The 16,041-nt window shown below is 65.8% G+C and carries 15 protein-coding genes; 5 read left to right on the top strand and 10 right to left on the bottom strand.

Annotation, left to right across the window (positions count from 1 at the left end; translation table 11 throughout):
- Positions 1–12 precede the first annotated feature (12 nt).
- Positions 13–1,431, bottom strand: coding sequence for a pyruvate dehydrogenase complex E1 component subunit beta (locus HUU99_RS00835; RefSeq protein ID WP_174284664.1), 1,419 nt, complete (start codon positions 1,429–1,431; stop codon positions 13–15).
- Positions 1,431–2,471, bottom strand: a complete 1,041-nt coding sequence (gene pdhA, locus HUU99_RS00830; RefSeq protein WP_174284663.1) for a pyruvate dehydrogenase (acetyl-transferring) E1 component subunit alpha — start codon at positions 2,469–2,471, stop codon at positions 1,431–1,433. The genes HUU99_RS00835 and pdhA overlap by 1 nt, the downstream gene beginning before the upstream one ends.
- A gap of 122 nt (positions 2,472–2,593) precedes the next feature.
- Here pdhA and HUU99_RS00825 point away from each other — a divergent pair, with 122 nt between their 5' ends.
- Genes HUU99_RS00825 through HUU99_RS00815 form a run of 3 tightly spaced genes read left to right on the top strand, consistent with a single transcriptional unit; the run spans position 2,594 to position 6,074 of the window.
- A complete protein-coding gene (locus HUU99_RS00825) occupies positions 2,594–3,868 on the top strand; it encodes an MFS transporter (protein WP_174284662.1) in 1,275 nt (424 codons plus the stop codon).
- The gene (gene cysK, locus HUU99_RS00820) at positions 3,868–4,788 is read left to right on the top strand and encodes a cysteine synthase A (RefSeq protein ID WP_174284661.1); all 921 of its coding nucleotides are present in this window, start codon (positions 3,868–3,870) and stop codon (positions 4,786–4,788) included. Before HUU99_RS00825 ends, cysK begins: the two co-directional genes overlap by 1 nt.
- Positions 4,788–6,074: a cell wall hydrolase gene (locus tag HUU99_RS00815; protein ID WP_174284660.1), complete on the top strand. Its 1,287-nt coding sequence runs from the start codon at positions 4,788–4,790 to the stop codon at positions 6,072–6,074. The genes cysK and HUU99_RS00815 overlap by 1 nt, the downstream gene beginning before the upstream one ends.
- A 79-nt stretch (positions 6,075–6,153) precedes the next feature.
- Here the strand turns inward: HUU99_RS00815 and HUU99_RS00810 are convergent, their stop codons facing one another.
- The 5 genes from HUU99_RS00810 to HUU99_RS00790 form a co-directional block, all read right to left on the bottom strand.
- Complete coding sequence (locus HUU99_RS00810; RefSeq protein WP_174284659.1) at positions 6,154–7,956, bottom strand: acyl-CoA dehydrogenase C-terminal domain-containing protein; 1,803 nt, start codon at positions 7,954–7,956, stop codon at positions 6,154–6,156.
- Between the two features lie 4 nt (positions 7,957–7,960).
- Positions 7,961–8,383: a MerR family transcriptional regulator gene (locus HUU99_RS00805; protein ID WP_174284658.1), complete on the bottom strand. Its 423-nt coding sequence runs from the start codon at positions 8,381–8,383 to the stop codon at positions 7,961–7,963.
- A 60-nt stretch (positions 8,384–8,443) separates the two neighbouring features.
- Positions 8,444–8,938: a hypothetical protein gene (locus tag HUU99_RS00800; protein ID WP_254602839.1), complete on the bottom strand. Its 495-nt coding sequence runs from the start codon at positions 8,936–8,938 to the stop codon at positions 8,444–8,446.
- Positions 8,935–9,291 carry a phosphoribosyl-AMP cyclohydrolase gene (hisI, locus tag HUU99_RS00795; RefSeq protein WP_174284657.1) on the bottom strand — a complete coding sequence of 119 codons (357 nt, stop codon included), beginning with the start codon at positions 9,289–9,291 and terminating at the stop codon, positions 8,935–8,937. Before hisI ends, HUU99_RS00800 begins: the two co-directional genes overlap by 4 nt.
- Before the next feature lie 79 nt (positions 9,292–9,370).
- The gene (locus HUU99_RS00790) at positions 9,371–9,619 is read right to left on the bottom strand and encodes a DUF7218 family protein (RefSeq protein WP_174284656.1); all 249 of its coding nucleotides are present in this window, start codon (positions 9,617–9,619) and stop codon (positions 9,371–9,373) included.
- A gap of 129 nt (positions 9,620–9,748) precedes the next feature.
- Between HUU99_RS00790 and purF the strand changes: the two genes are divergently transcribed.
- Both purF and HUU99_RS00780 read left to right on the top strand, forming a co-directional pair.
- Complete coding sequence (gene purF, locus HUU99_RS00785) at positions 9,749–11,206, top strand: amidophosphoribosyltransferase (RefSeq protein ID WP_174284655.1); 1,458 nt, start codon at positions 9,749–9,751, stop codon at positions 11,204–11,206.
- Between the two features lie 7 nt (positions 11,207–11,213).
- Positions 11,214–11,921 (top strand): SDR family NAD(P)-dependent oxidoreductase, encoded by a 708-nt coding sequence (locus HUU99_RS00780; protein ID WP_174284654.1) that lies wholly within the window; start codon positions 11,214–11,216, stop codon positions 11,919–11,921.
- A gap of 86 nt (positions 11,922–12,007) precedes the next feature.
- Here the strand turns inward: HUU99_RS00780 and HUU99_RS00775 are convergent, their stop codons facing one another.
- The 3 genes from HUU99_RS00775 to HUU99_RS00765 form a co-directional block, all read right to left on the bottom strand.
- Positions 12,008–13,204: an SAM-dependent methyltransferase gene (locus HUU99_RS00775; protein WP_174284741.1), complete on the bottom strand. Its 1,197-nt coding sequence runs from the start codon at positions 13,202–13,204 to the stop codon at positions 12,008–12,010.
- A 57-nt stretch (positions 13,205–13,261) separates the two neighbouring features.
- Positions 13,262–14,614: a cryptochrome/photolyase family protein gene (locus HUU99_RS00770; RefSeq protein ID WP_254602838.1), complete on the bottom strand. Its 1,353-nt coding sequence runs from the start codon at positions 14,612–14,614 to the stop codon at positions 13,262–13,264.
- A 394-nt stretch (positions 14,615–15,008) separates the two neighbouring features.
- On the bottom strand, positions 15,009–16,034 hold the full coding sequence (locus tag HUU99_RS00765) for a 2-oxoacid:ferredoxin oxidoreductase subunit beta (protein ID WP_174284652.1): 1,026 nt from the start codon (positions 16,032–16,034) through the stop codon (positions 15,009–15,011).
- Positions 16,035–16,041 lie beyond the last annotated feature (7 nt).

Genomic DNA, 16,041 nt, shown 5'->3' with positions numbered 1-16,041 from the left:
CGGAGCGGTTCGTCAGCGATAGCACACTCTCTTTACCGCCTCGACGATCCGCGACGCATCGATCAGCGCCAGCTTTTCCAGGTTCGCAGCATAAGGTAGCGGTACGTCCTCATCAGTGACGCGCAGCACCGGCGCGTCGAGATCGTCGAAGCCCTCAGTCATGCAGAGTGCGATGATCTCCGATGCGATGCCGCAGGTCGGCCAACCTTCCTCGGCGACGACCAGACGGTTGGTCTTGGCGAGTGACTTCAGGACGGTCGCCTTGTCGAGCGGGCGCAGCGTGCGCAGGTCGACGACCTCGGCGTCGATCCCCTCCGCCGCCAGGGTCTCGGCGGCTTCGAGCGACAGCCCGACGCCGATCGAATAACTGACGATCGTCACGTCCTTGCCCCCACGCATGATCCGCGCCCTGCCGATCGGCAGGACGTGATCGTCGAGCTTGGGCACCTCGAAGCTGCGGCCGTAGAGCAGTTCGTTTTCCAGGAACACGACCGGATCCTCGGTACGGATCGCTGCCTTCAACAGGCCCTTCGCATCCGCCGCGTCGTACGGCGCGATCACGATCAGGCCCGGGACGCTCGCGTACCAGGGCGCGTAGTTCTGCGAATGCTGCGCGCCGACCCGGCTCGCCGCGCCATTGGGGCCGCGGAACACGATCGGACAGCGCATCTGCCCGCCGGACATGTAGTTCGTCTTCGCCGCCGAATTGACGATGTGGTCGATCGCCTGCATCGCGAAGTTGAAGGTCATGAACTCGACGATGGGCCGCAAGCCCCCCATCGCAGCACCGGTGCCGACACCGGCAAAGCCATATTCGGTGATCGGCGTATCGACGACCCGGGTATCCCCGAACTCGTCGAGCAACCCCTGCGTCACCTTGTAGGCGCCCTGATATTGCGCGACCTCCTCCCCGATCACGAATACGCGGTCGTCGCGTCGCATTTCCTCCGCCATCGCATCGCGGAGTGCTTCGCGAAGGGTGATCTTGACCATCTCGGTGCCGGCGGGGATCGCGGGATCGGCGACCTCGGCATCGTGTTTCGCCGCTTCGAACATTTGCCGCACGCCGGTTTCGACCTGGTGCGGGGTGTTGCTCTCGGGTGCGGGGGGTGCCTTGTCGGCGGGCTGGTCTTCCTTCGGCTCGGCATTGGCGGCATCGCCCGCGCGCTCGCCATCGTTGTCCGAAGCATCCTCACCCGCCAACGTCATGATGACGGTGCCCACCTTTACGTTATCGGTCCCCTCCGCGACGAGGATCTTCGTCACGGTGCCTTCGTCGACGGCCTCGAATTCCATCGTCGCCTTATCGGTCTCGATCTCCGCCATGATGTCGCCGGACTTGACGCTGTCGCCCTCCTTGATCAGCCATTTGGCGAGCGTGCCCTCCTCCATCGTTGGGGACAGCGCGGGCATCTTGATCTCGATCGCCATCAGTAACGCTCCACCAGCACATCGGTATAGAGTTCGGCCGGATCGGGTTCGGGCGCGCTCTCGGCGAAGTCGGCGGCGGCGTTCACCGTTTTTCGCATGTCCTGTTCGATGGTCTTCAGTACATCCTCCCCGACGCCGCGCTCCTCGAGCAATTTCTTGGCGTGCTCGATCGGATCGGATTTGTCGCGGACCGCCTGCACCTCCTCGCGGCTGCGATATTTGGCCGGGTCCGACATCGAATGGCCGCGGTAGCGGTAGGTCTTCATCTCCAGAATGATCGGCCCCTTGCCGGCGCGCACCCAGGCGAGCGCTTCCTCGGCGGCCCCGCGACACGCCAGCACGTCCATGCCGTCGACCTGGATACCGGGGATACGAAAACTCTCGCCGCGGCGGTACAACTGATCCTCCGCGGACGATCGGTTGACGCTGGTCCCCATCGCATATTGGTTGTTTTCGATCACGTACACGATCGGCAGCTTCCACAGCTCCGCCATGTTGAAGCTTTCGTACACCTGGCCCTGGTTCGACGCGCCGTCGCCGAAATAGGCGAGGCAGACGCCGCCGTCGTTCGTGTATTTATGACTGAAGGCGAGACCGGTGCCGAGCGACACCTGCGCGCCGACGATGCCGTGCCCACCATAGAATTTATGCTCGACGCTGAACATGTGCATCGAGCCCCCCTTGCCCTTCGAGATGCCGGCCTGACGCCCGGTCAGCTCCGCCATCACGTCCTTGGGCGGGATACCGCACAGCAGCATGTGACCATGGTCGCGGTAGCCGGTGATGACGCTGTCTTTCCCGGACAGCGCGGACTGCAGCCCGACCGCGACCGCTTCCTGGCCGATGTAGAGATGACAGAATCCGCCGATGAGCCCCAGGCCGTACAGCTGTCCCGCCTTCTCCTCGAACCGGCGGATCAGCAGCATATCCTTGTAGAACTGCAGCAATTCCTCGGTCGACGCCTCGTACGAGGTCGGTTCCGCCGGCCGCTCGCGATTGGGTAGCGGCGGCGCGGTGAGGGATGCGGGGGCTTTGGCCACGGATGGAAAACCTTCATGTTCCTGGGGGAGGAGCAACGCCTATAGTCCCGGTAACGCGCGGACATCAATCGCCGCCCCAACGGGTTGCCGATCCCGTGCCGGCATGCCTACAGGATGCCGCAATGCCTAAACCCCTACACCCGCTGCGGATCGGTAATTTCCGCGCCTATTGGTTGTCCCGTTTCGCCGGTACGCTGGGAATTAGCGCGCAGGCGATCATCCTCGGCTGGCAAGTCTATGGCATCGCGCGGCAGACGATGGACATCCGGCACGCGGCGTTCCTGCTGGGCATGATGGGCGCGGCGCAGTTCGTACCGCTGTTCCTGCTGACCCCGGTCGTGGGACTCATAGCGGACAGCGTCGACCGGCGCTGGATCGTGCGCGGGACGACAGCGCTGCTGACGATCGTCGCGGCGACGCTGGGCATCCTGACACGGATGGACCTGCTGGGGTTGCCCGCCCTGTTCGGCGCGGCGGCGTTCGTCGGTGTCGCACGTGCCTTTTCCGGGCCGGCCTATTCGGCGCTGGCGCCCAACCTCGTGCCGCGCGAAAGCCTGCCGACCGCGATCGCGATCTCGTCGATCGCCTGGCAGGTGGGGACGATCGCCGGACCCAGTATCGGCGGCATCCTCTACGCCATCCACCCCGACTTCGCCTATGCGACGATCTCCGTCCTGCTGGCGATCGCGCTGGCGACCATGTTCGCGATCGGGCCCGTTCCGCAGCCGCCGGCCCAAACCGATCGCAAGCCATTGGCGCGTATCCTGGATGGCTTTTCCTACGTCCGTCGCAACCGGCTCGTCCTCGCGACGATCACGCTCGACCTGTTCGCGGTGCTGCTGGCGGGCGCGACGTCGCTTCTGCCCATCTATGCGCGCGACATCCTGCATGTCGGGGCCAGCGGGCTCGGCATATTGGCGGCGGGGATGGGCATAGGCGCGGCGACGACCGCCATCTGGTTCTCGTTCCGGCCGATGGCGCGCGACGTCGGCGTGAAGATGCTGGTCGCGGTCGTCGTCTTCGGCGTCGCGATCCTCACCTTCGGCCTTTCGACCTGGTTCCCGCTCAGCCTGGCGGCGCTGATCGTGGCGGGCGGCGCGGATATGGTATCGGTCTATGTCCGTTCTTCACTGATCCAGCTTCACACGCCCGACGCCATGCGTGGCCGCGTCAGCGCCGTCTCGCAGCTGACGATTTCCGCCTCGAACGAGCTCGGCGAAGCGGAAAGCGGCCTCATGGCGTCGCTGCTCGGTCCCGTCGGTGCGGTCGTCTTCGGGGGGGTCAGCGCGATCGCGATCACGATCGCCTGGGCACGGCTTTTCCCGGAACTGAGGCTTGCACGGACGTTCGATCCGCCCGACATGCCCGACCGATCGACTGCCATGGAGACCGTGTGATGAAGGCCAACACCATTCTCGATACGATCGGTCATACGCCGCACATCCGATTGTCGAAGCTGTTCCCCGACAGCGAGGTGTGGGTGAAATCCGAACGGTCGAACCCCGGCGGATCGATCAAGGACCGGATCGCGCTGGCGATGATCGAGGCGGCGGAAGCCGACGGCCATCTGACACCCGGCGGGACGATCATCGAACCGACCAGCGGCAATACCGGCGTCGGCCTGGCGATGGTCGCCGCGGTCAAGGGCTACAAGCTGATCCTCGTCATGCCCGAAAGCATGTCGCTGGAGCGTCGCCGCCTGATGCTGGCCTATGGCGCGAGCTTCGATCTTACCCCGCGCGAGAAGGGCATGAAGGGCGCGATCGAACGCGCGCTGGAGCTGGTCGAACGGACGCCCGGGTCCTGGATGCCGCAGCAATTCGAAAATCCGGCGAACATCGACGTGCACGTCCGAACGACGTCGCAGGAAATCCTGGCCGATTTCGCGGATACGCCGATCGACGTCCTGATTACCGGCGTCGGCACCGGCGGCCACATCACCGGGGTCGCGGAGACGCTGAAAAAGGCCTGGCCGAAGCTGAAGGTCTTCGCGGTCGAGCCGGCGGCCTCGCCCGTCATCGCGGGCGGGCAGCCGGGGCCGCATCCGATCCAGGGGATCGGCGCGGGCTTCATTCCGGCCAATCTTCACACCCAGGTGCTGGACGGCGTGATCGAGGTGGATGCCGCGGTCGCCAAGGACATGGCGCGCCGGTCCGCCACCGAGGAGGGGATGCTGGTCGGCATCTCGTCGGGGGCGACCCTGGCGGCGATCCTGCAGAAGCTGCCCGACCTGCCGGACGACGCCCGGGTGCTCGGCTTCAACTACGATACCGGCGAGCGTTATCTGTCGGTGCCCGATTTCCTGCCCGAAAGCTGATGCGGCCAATCGACGCGGCCACGGCCGCGGTGGCGATCGTCGCAGTGGCGGTGCCGGCGTTCGTCGTCACGCGCCCGCCGCGCATCCGGCACCGCACGATCGCTGCCCTGCCCTCGCCGCGGATCGTGCCGCAGGCCGAGCTGCCTGCGGTCGAACCCGTCCGCTTCGTGGACCTGAGCCCCGACGAGGCACGCGCGTACAACGCGGACGTGCCGTTCTCGACCGAAGCCAATCCCGCAGCGCGGCCGTTCCGCTTTGCGGGCAGCGCGGAGGACCGCGCGCGGGCGATCGACTGCATGGCGGCGGGGACGCTGTACGAGGCGGGTGACGACACGTTGGGGGAAAAGGCGGTCGCGCAGGTCGTGCTCAACCGGTTGCGCCATCCCGCCTTTCCCAAGACGGTCTGCGGCGTGGTGTTCGAGGGGCAGGAGCGAAGCACCGGTTGCCAATTCTCGTTCACCTGCGACGGCGCGGTGCAGCGCTGGTACCCGACCGGCGAGGCGTGGACCCGTGCGCGCGACGTCGCGACGGCCGCGCTATCCGGCGCGGTGTACCGGCCGGTCGGCTATGCCACGCATTATCATACCGACTGGGTGGTGCCGTACTGGCAGTCGAGCCTCGACAAGATCGCCGCGGTCAACACGCATCTGTTCTTCCGCTGGAGCGGCTGGTGGGGGACGCCGCCCGCCTTCGACCGCCGCCCGGACGGGCACGAGCCGATGATCGCGCAGCTTGCACCGATCTCCGATGCGCATCGGCCGGGCGGGGTCGGCGTGACCGACGACGCGGTGCTGGCCGACGCCTGGCGCGCCTTGGGCTTCGGGGCCGACCCGGACGCCGCTCCCGTGGCGGCGGCAAGTGACCAGACGGAGAATATTCTGGTGACGCTGGGCCGCGCCGACCTGCCCGACACCTATCCCGCACTTGCCGCCAAGGCGTGCGGCGATCGGACGAGCTGCCGTTACCTCGTCTGGACCGACCGGACGAAGGCGGCGGCGACGCTGCCGCTGACCGACGCGCAGATCACGGCGCTCGCGTTCAGCTATTCGCGCGACCGGACGCTGGCGTACGAGACGATGGCGTGGAACTGCGTGCAGACGCCGCGCACCGATCCGGCGCAGTGCATGAAGCGGCCGGTGGTGCGGGTCGCGTCACCGGCACCGGTGCCGACACCGGTTGCAGCGGAGCTGGGCGGGGTGCGGCGAAAAACGGGTCTGACCGCCGGGCAGCCGACGGCGTCCGTGGAGGTGCCCACGACCGATGCAGCGAACAAACCGGTTCGGTAGACCTATCGGTGCGAACACCCACCTTCATCATCCTCGCTCTTGCGGGGATGACGTCGTGTATCGAGGCGGCGGGTTAACCCTAAGCCGCCATGAACATCTCGGGGCTCAACGCCATCAGCGACTCCGCCCCGCCCTCGATCTTCCGACGCAAGGCCCCGGTCTCGGGCAACACCCGCTCGGCGAAAAAGCGCGCGGTCACGAGCTTGGCGTCGAGGAACGCGGCATCACCCTCCCCCGCCGCCTTCAGCCGCGTCGCCGCGACCGCCATCCGCAACCACATCAGCCCGACCGCGACATGCCCCATCAGCGTCATGTACGAATAGGCACCGGCACCGACATTGTCGGGGTTCTTCAGGCCGTTCGCCATGAACCACATCGTCGACGCCTGCAGATCGCCCAGCGCCTTTTCCAGCCGAGTCGCGAAGTCCGCCGTCGCGCCGTGCTGCTTCGCCGAAGCAACTTCGCTCGCCACCAGCGCGAAGAACGCCTGCACCGCACGGCCGCCATTCTGCGCCAGCTTCCGCCCGACCAGGTCCATCGCCTGAACGCCGTTGGTGCCTTCGTAGATCATCGCGATCCGCGCATCGCGGACATATTGCTCCATCCCCCATTCGGCGATGTAGCCATGCCCGCCGTAAACCTGCTGCGCATTGGTCGCGATCTCATAGCCCTTGTCGGTGCCATACCCCTTGATGACCGGGGTCAGCAGCCCGATCAGGTCGGCCGCCATCTGGCGATCGGCATCGACCGGCGCGGCATGTTCCAGATCGACCTGGAGCGCGCCCCACAGGCACAGCGCGCGCAAGCCCTCGGTGAGCGCCTTCGCTTCCATCAGCATGCGGCGGATATCGGGATGGACGAACAGCGGGTCGGCCTTTTCCGCAGGCTCGCTGGGGCCGGTGAGTGCACGGCCCTGGCGACGGTCATGCGCGTACTGGACCGCGTTCTGGTACGCGGTCTCGGCCACGCCCAGCCCCTGCAACCCGACGCCGAGCCGCGCGGCGTTCATCATTATGAACATCGCGGCAAGGCCCTTCATCTCTTCGCCGACCAGCCAGCCGGTCGCGCCGTCGTAATTCATCACGCAGGTCGAATTGGCGTGGATCCCCATCTTGTGTTCGATCGACCCGCACGACACCGCATTGCGCGCGCCGAGCGATCCGTCGTCCTCGACCATCACCTTGGGCACGACGAACAGCGAGATGCCCTTCGACGAGTCCGGCGCACCCGGCGTCTTGGCGAGGACGAGGTGGATGATGTTGTCGGTCAGGTCATGCTCGCCCGACGAGATGAAGATCTTGGTCCCCGTGATCCTGTAGGACCCGTCCGCCTGCGGCTCCGCGCGGGTACGGATCAGGCCCAGATCGGTGCCGCATTGCGGCTCGGTCAGGTTCATCGTGCCGCCCCATTCGCCCGACACCATCTTCGGTACGTATTTCGCCTGCTGTTCCGGGCTGCCCTTCGCCAGCAGCGCGGCGATCGCGCCGTGCGACAGGCCGGGGTACATCGCGAACGCCATGTTCGCGGAGATCATGTATTCCTGGAATGCGGTCGCGATCACGTGGGGCATACCCTGGCCGCCATAGGCCTCCGGCGCGCTGAGCGTGCCCCAGCCCGATCCGACGAACTGCGCATAGGCCGATTTGAAGCCGTCGGGCGTCGTCACCGATCCGTCGTCGTGCCGGGTGCAGCCCTGCTGATCGCCGGAATAGTTGATCGGGAACAGGACCTCGGCGACGAATTTGCCGCCCTCGTCCAGCACCGCATCGACCATGTCGGGAGTCGCGTTCTGGAAACCGGGGACGTTCGCATGGCCCTGCAGCCCGACGACGTGCTCCAGCACGAAGCGCGTGTCGCGGACGGGTGGCGTGTACTGTGGCATGGAATCAGTGTCCTTTGGTATCCTGCGCGCGACCGGCTTCCAGCAGCGCGACGAAATCGGTGAGTTCGGCGATGGCGGCGTCGATATCGCGCTTCTGTACCTCGAGCAGCTCGATCCGTGTCCGGCCACGATCGATCGCGACCTGGCGCTGAAGACGGCGACCGTCGCCTATATCGTAAAGGTCGATCATCTCGCGAATTTCGCCGAGCGAAAAACCGACCCTCTTGCCGCGCAGGATCCAGGCCAGCCGTGCGCGATCCCGGTGCGAATAGAGCCGCTGCGTCCCCCGACGCTGCGGCGCGATAAGCCCCTCGTCCTCGTAGAAGCGAAGGGCGCGCGCGGTGACGTCGAATTCCGCGGACAAGTCCGAGATCGAGAATTGATCCTGATCGGGTCGTAACGGCACCGCCGCCTGGGCAACGGACATTGTCGAAGATCGGGCGGCTTTTGGCATGAAGCGTCAAAATAGGCATGCCTTACGTAAACGTCAACCGGCGCAGAGCGATCGCCCGCTTGGCGTGCGAAGCGTTGCGGCCTCCGACACCGATCCGCTTTGCCGATCGACCGCAAGCGCGGCGAACGACGCGCGGCCGACGCACGATCGGTCGCAGGCACCCGGCACTTCGGGCGGGAAGATGATCCGTTCGCCGTCGAAGATCGCGGTCATCCGGCACGCATCGAACCGTATGTCGAGCTGGCCACCCGTCCGCACCACCGTTCCCGACGCCGCACACCCCTGACCCTCGCCGTAATCGACCAGCGCACCAATCCGCTCGTTGCCGCCCGGCTGCCCCGGAACGATGCACAGGCGGTCGGTATCCCGCGCCCAGGCACCGAGGATGGAAGAGCCGGGGTCGGGGACGAGACCGCGAGCCAGAGCTGCGGCTTCCAGCCTGCCGCCGGGCGTATCGGTATTGCCGACCGCGGCATCGTGTCGCGAGCATCCGACAAGCAGCAGCACAGCAAGGACGGCAAACCTCACAGCGCGATCAGCCGTTTGTCCTCGATACGGCGATAGAAACAGCTGTCGGCACCGGTATGGCATGCCGGGCCGGCAGGATCGACGATCAGCCACAGTGCATCCTGGTCGCAGTCGATCCGCATCTCGACGACGCGCATGACGTTGCCCGAGGTTTCGCCCTTCTTCCACAACCGCCCCCGGCTGCGCGACCAGAAAACCGCCTCGCCGCTTCCCTGGGTCGCCGCGAGCGCATCGGCATTCATGTGCGCGACCATCAGCAGCGCCCCGGCACGATCAGTAACTACCGCAGTGACGAGGCCGGAAGCATCGTATTTCGGGTCGAGCATCAACGAGGTTTCGCGGGGATCGGGCATGCCGCTGTTCTAGCCTTCCGACCGGCCAAGCGAAAGCTGGTGTCGGTTGGACGGTGGCCGCACGCAGATACCACTCGGCTCAATCCTTGCGGATGGCCTTTATCAACGCGGCTTTCGACATCGCCGATCGTCCCGCAACGCCGATCTCCCGCGCCTCCCTCAGTATATCGACCTTGGTGCGATCCTCCAGCCTGGTCGCCCGTCGATCGAGCGTACCGGCGGCTTTCGCATTGGCGATCCGCGCCGCCTTTGCCTTCGATGCACCTTGCTTGCGCAGGTCGTCGTACAGCGTGTCGTCCTTCACGGACGGGCCATGATCCGTCGCCATCTGAAAGCTCCTTTCCGAAGCGTTCCGAACGAGCGATGCGACGGATCGCTCCTTCGATCATGACAAAAGCGCGACAAACGCGGATGGCGGACCTATATGGCGGTCGCTTCGCAAGTGGACCCCCAACCCATGCTGACGACCCATCCGTTCGATGACGACACGCTGCACGAGGAGTGCGGCATCTTCGGCGTGTCGGGTAGCGAGGGCGCGGCGGCGCTCGTCGCGCTCGGGCTCCATGCGCTTCAGCACCGGGGTCAGGAGGCCGCGGGGATTACCAGCTTCGACGGGTCGAACTTCCATACGCACCGCGCGATGGGGCATGTCGCGGGCAATTTCGACCGTGACGATGTCATCCGCGCGCTGCCGGGCACCGTCGCGTCGGGCCATGTCCGCTATTCGACGACCGGCGAAACCGCGCTTCGCAACGTACAGCCGCTTTATGCCGACCTTTCGACCGGCGGCTTTGCGATCGCGCACAACGGCAATATCTCGAACGCGATGAAGTTGCGGCGCGATCTCGTCCGGCGCGGGTCGATCTTCCAGTCGACCAGCGATACGGAGACGATCATACACCTGGTCGCGACCTCGAACTACCGCACGCTGATGGATCGGTTCATCGATGCGCTGAAGCAGATCGAGGGGGCCTATTCGCTGATCGTCATGACGCCGGAGGGAATGATCGCCTGCCGCGATCCGCTCGGCATCCGGCCGCTCGTCATGGGGCGGCTCGACGAATCGATCATCTTCGCGAGCGAGACGGTGGCGCTCGACGTCGTCGGCGCGACGTTCGAGCGCGCGGTGGAACCCGGCGAACTCATCATCGTACAAGGGTCCGACATCCGTTCGATCCATCCGTTCGCACCCGTCGCATCGCGGCCGTGCATCTTCGAGTGGGTCTATTTCTCGCGCCCCGATTCGATCGTCGACGATCATTCGGTCTATTCGGTGCGGAAGAACATCGGCGCGCAATTGGCGGAAGAATCGCCGGTGGCGGCGGATATCGTCATTCCCGTTCCCGATTCGGGCGTGCCCGCCGCCATCGGCTATGCGCAGGCGTCGGGCATTCCGTTCGAACTCGGGATCATCCGGTCGCATTATGTCGGCCGTACGTTCATTTCGCCCGGCGACAAGGTCCGGCATCTCGGCGTCAAGCTGAAGCACAATGCCAACCGCGCGCTCATCAAGGGCCAGCGAGTCATCCTGGTCGACGATTCGATTGTCCGCGGTACGACCAGCCTCAAGATCGTGCAGATGATGCGCGATGCGGGCGCGGCGGAGGTCCATATGCGGATCGCCAGCCCGCCGACCCGGCACAGCTGTTTCTACGGCGTCGACACGCCCGAACGCGCCAAGCTGCTCGCGGCGAAACACGATGTCGGCGGGATGACCGAATTCATTCATGCCGACAGCCTGGCGTTCGTGTCGATCGACGGGCTGTACAAGGCATTGGGCGAGGCGAGGCGCGCCGACATCCGCCCGAAATATTGCGACGCGTGCTTCACCGGGGACTATCCGACTGCGCTGACCGACCAGGACGACAGCGTCCAGGTCGACCAGTTCGCGCTGCTTGCCGAGCGGATGAACTGAGGCGTCGATGACGAAGCCATTGCAGGACCAACTCGCCCTGGTGACGGGGGCCAGCCGCGGCATCGGGGCCGCGACCGCGATCGCTTTGGGCACCATGGGCGCACATGTCGTGCTCACCGCGCGGACGGCGGGAGGGCTGGAGGCGGTGGAGGAGGCGATCCACGCCGCGGGCGGCTCCGCGACGATCGCTCCCGTCGATTTGACACAAGCCGACAGCATCGCACGGCTTGGCGCGGCGATCGGTGAGCGGTGGCAGGCGCTCGACATGCTGGTGCTGAACGCGGCGACGCTTGGCTCGCTGGCTGCGATCCCGGCGATCGATGCGAAGGAATTCGCGCATCTGCTGACGCTGAACGTCAGCGCGCAAGTCGCGCTGATCGCGGCGTTCGACCCGATGTTGCAAAAGGCGAAGGCGGCGCGGGTGGTCGGCGTGACCTCCAGCGTCGGTCGCAAACCGCGCGCCTTCTGGGGGGCCTACGGCGCATCCAAGGCGGCGTTCGAGACGATCGTGCAGGCGTATGGCGATGAGATGGGGGGGATCAGCGGCATCCGCACCGCAATCGTCGATCCGGGTGCCACCCGGACGGCGATGCGGGCAAGGGCCTATCCGGGGGAGGACCCGGCATCGGTCAAGGACCCGCAGGTCGTCGCGGTGCGGATCGGGGCCTTGATGGTGGACGGGTTCGCGCAGGGGCATTTCGAGTGGGTTGGGTGAGCGGCCGTGCCCCTGCGAACGCAGGAGCCTAGAGTCACAAGCGACACCCTTGGTCATCCTGGGCTCCTGCCTTCGCACGAGCACGGCTACCCCTTCACCAACGTCACTTGCGCCACCGTGATCCCGCCGCCGCGAAACCCGCCCTCGCAATACATCAGGTAATAGCGCCACATCGCGACGAACCGCGTGTCGAACCGCGCGGGCAACCGCCCCTCGGCCACCGCCGCATCGAACGCCATCCGCCACCGACGCAGGGTTTCGGCATAGTCCGACCCGAACGCGACATGATCCGTCCACGCCAGCCCGCGCTCCGCCGCCAGCACGTGGAACCGGCTTTCGGACAGCAGCATCCCGCCAGGAAAGACGTAGCGCTGGATGAAATCGACCCCGGTCGCATAGGCGGGGAATATGTCGTCGGCGATCGCGATATACTGGATCGCGGCGCGGCCGCCCGGTTTCAGGACGCGAGCGATCGTGTCGAGATACGCGCCCCAATAATGCTGACCGACCGCCTCGACCATTTCGATGCTCGCCACCGCATCGTAAGTGCCGTCGACATCGCGGTAATCGGTCAGCGCGACGGTCATGCCGTCGGGTATCCGCGCCTCGACCGTCGCCTTCTGCTCGGTCGAAAGCGTCAGTGCATGGACGCGCCGCCCCGCCGCTACCGCGACTTGCGCGAACGAGCCCCAGCCGCAGCCGATCTCCAGGATGGTGTCGCCGGTACGGGTTCCAGTGCGGTCGAGGATCGCGGCGAGCTTGCGATCCTGCGCAGCCGCCAGCGTATCGCCGTCGCCGAAGATCGCGCTGGAATAGGTCATCCCCGGATCGAGCCATTCGCGGTAGAAATCGTTGCCGAGATCGTAATGCTCGGCGATATTGCGTCTTGCCCCCGCGCGGTGGTTGCGGCGAAGCCCGTGCCAGCCGCGGAGCGCCAGGCGCTGCCATCCGCCCGCCCGCGCCGATACCCCTAGCGATACGCGATTGCGCATGAACAGATCGAACAAAGGCACCGGATCGGGGCTCGACCAGTCGCCCGCCGCCCAGCCCTCGTACCAGCCGACCGATCCTGCGGTCGCGAGCCGGACAAGCGCGCGCCAGCGGTGGACGACCACGATTGGCAACGGACCCTCCCGCCGCCCGCCCAGCAACCGGCGCGTTCCGTCCGGCAGGCGCGACTCGATCCCCCCTTCGACCAGTCCCGCGTCGATCCGGTCGAGCAGACGGTGGAAGATGGGCGCGACCGCCCGTGCTACCACGGTGCCGCTGCGCTCCTTCGCCATCCTGCCCTGCACGTTCATCGCGGCCGTTCATGCCGCAGCGGAGCGGTGTAGGAAAGGTCAGACCTTGGCGTTCGCCGACAATGCCCGCTCGCGCCCCTCGCGATGACCGATGATCTTCGCTGGATAGTCGTGCGGACGGCATCCCGCCTCGTCCGGATCGTGGATAGCGGTGCCGGTCACTCCCGCCAGTTCGGGCACCCATGTCCGGATATAGTCGCCCGCGTCGAACTTCTCCGACTGGCCGAGCGGTGCCATGATCCGCCCGAACATGTTCGAATCGACGCCGGTGCCCGCGACCCATTGCCAGTTGACGCTGTTGTTGCCGTAATCGGCATCGACCAGACAGTTCCAGAACCAGCGTTCCCCTTCGCGCCAGTCGATCAGCAAATGCTTCACCAGGAAACTCGCGGTGATCATCCGGACGCGGTTGTGCATCCAGCCGCTCGTCCAGAGTTGCCGCATCCCGGCGTCGACGATCGGATAGCCGGTGCGTCCCTGCTCCCACGCCTTCAGGTCCTGCGGGCTGTTCCGCCAGGGCAGATTGTCGTAGCGCGAACGGCCGTTGATCTCGCCGTAATCGGGCATTTCGAGGACCACGCCGTCGGTGAAATCGCGCCAGGCCAGTTCCTTGCGGAACGTCTGCAGCCCCACCCCCTGCCCATCCAGGGCGTGCCAGACATGCCGCGCGCTGACCTCGCCGAAATGCAGATGCGGCGACAGACGCGACGTACCCTCGACGGCGGGCAGGTTGCGATCGGTGTCGTAACCGGCGGTGCTCTTCGCGAACCGCTCGACCGCGCGGCGCGCATCCGCTTCGCCCGGCGTCCAGTCCCTGAAGCCCGCCGACCAGTCGGGCCTGGTCGGCAGCAACGCCCAGTCGGCGAGCGCGTCGCTTTTCGGCCAGGCATCGGGCGCTGCGATCCGATCCGGCATGGGCAGCGGCCGGTTGGGCGGCATCCGCTGCGACAATGCCTTCCAGAACGAGGAATAGACCCTGAACTGGTTACCCGAACCGGTGGTAACGCTCTCGATCCGCGCCAGATGGTTGCCGTCATGGAGACACAGCGCATCGCCGAGAGCATCCTCAGCCTTGCGCCACCACGGCTCGTAGTGGCGGATGGCATGGATCCGCGTCGCGCCGGTCTCGGCCAGCAGTTCCTTCAGGATGGTGACGGCATCGCCGCGGCGAAGGATCAGACGGCTGCCCTTGGCCTTCAGCGCTTTGCCATGCGATTCCAGGCTATGGTGAAGCCACCATCGCTGCGCGCCGCCCATCGCCCATTCGCCGGGGGCATCGTCGTCGAGGACGTAGACCGGAATCACCGGGCCATCCTTCGCCGCGGCGACGAGCGCGGGGTGGTCGTGCAGGCGCAAGTCCTGGCGGAGCCAGAGGAGGGTTGTGCCGTTCAAAAGGATAAAATAGATTTTGCGAAGATTGGTTGATCGCTGGCCGAAAGTGACCGCAAAGTCGTTATGGTCGCCTCTAGTTGAGCGGCACTGCATTGATCTACGCGGGCTTTATTTAGGCGTGCCGCTTCCGCAAATCGATTGGCGTCGAAGGGTTTTGCCGATGCAGCACCGATCAAACGGTAAAGGCTCTGCCTCCCTAACGGCTCAGAACAAGCTGGAATCTTCGATAGTTGGTGCCGATCTCGCTGGATGATTTCAACCGCAGACGAGGATAGACCCATGGAACGCAAGCGAGCAGCCTGATTCATTGTTGTTGGCGGATGCGGTAGCGGTGCCACGATTACAGGCGGAGGCGCGGCCTGCCCAGCGGCCAACACCAAAGCTACGAACCAAGTCATAACGCATGCGGTTCCTTTTCGACCTGCCAGGTCTGCCCCTTGCTCAGCAGCTTCTGGAGGTCCGGCATCTTGCCCGCGCTCGCCTGCGCGTTCTGCGCGATCACGGCGCTTTCGAACGTCGGGGCGGGGTCGTCGTAGAGCACGCCCAGCGCCATCGGGTGGCTGCCGAACGGCATCTCGACCAGCATGTGCGCGAGGCTGCGGTTGGTCTGGTCGTGGACGACGAGCGCCGACACGTCGCCATCAACGACATCCACCACGTCGAGCGTCAGCGCCTGGGTGTTGAGCGTCAGGCCCTTGGTCCCGCCGGCGAATACCAGCGGCTTGCCATGTTCGACCCACATCTGCGCACCCGCCGCGTTCGCCTTCTCGGTGAACGGCGCGAACACGTCGTCATTATAGACGATGCAGTTCTGGAAGATTTCGCAGAACGCCGTGCCCTGATGCGCGTACGCCGCCTTCAGGACGCTCACGAGGTTCTTGTGCACGTCGATCCCGCGCGCCACGAACCGCGCGCCGCTGCCGAGCGCGAAGGCGCACGGGTTGGCGGGGCGATCGACCGAGCCGAGCGGAGTCGAGGGCGAGCGCGTACCGACCCGCGACGTCGGCGAATATTGCCCCTTGGTCAGCCCGTAGATCTCGTTGTTGAACAGCAGTACCTGGCAGTTCAGGTTCCTGCGGAGCAGGTGCATCGTGTGGTTGCCGCCGATCGACAGCGCGTCGCCGTCGCCGGTGATGATCCACACGTCGAGGTCGGGATTGGCGAGCTTCACCCCCGTCGCCACCGCGGGCGCGCGGCCGTGGATGGTGTGGAACCCGTAGGTCTCCATGTAGTAGGGGAAGCGCGACGAGCAGCCGATGCCGCTGACGAACACGGTGTTCTCAGGCCGCGCGCCGATCTCGGGCATGGTGCGCTGCACTGCCTTCAGGATCGCATAGTCGCCGCACCCGGGGCACCAGCGCACCTCCTGGTCGGTCTCCCAATCCTTGAGCTTGGTCGTGATCGGCGTCATGTCGTTCATGGCAGGT

This window comes from Sphingomonas bacterium (assembly GCF_903642285.1).
Taxonomy (GTDB): Bacteria; Pseudomonadota; Alphaproteobacteria; order Sphingomonadales; family Sphingomonadaceae; genus Sphingomonas.
This window is presented reverse-complemented; position numbering and strand designations above follow the sequence as displayed.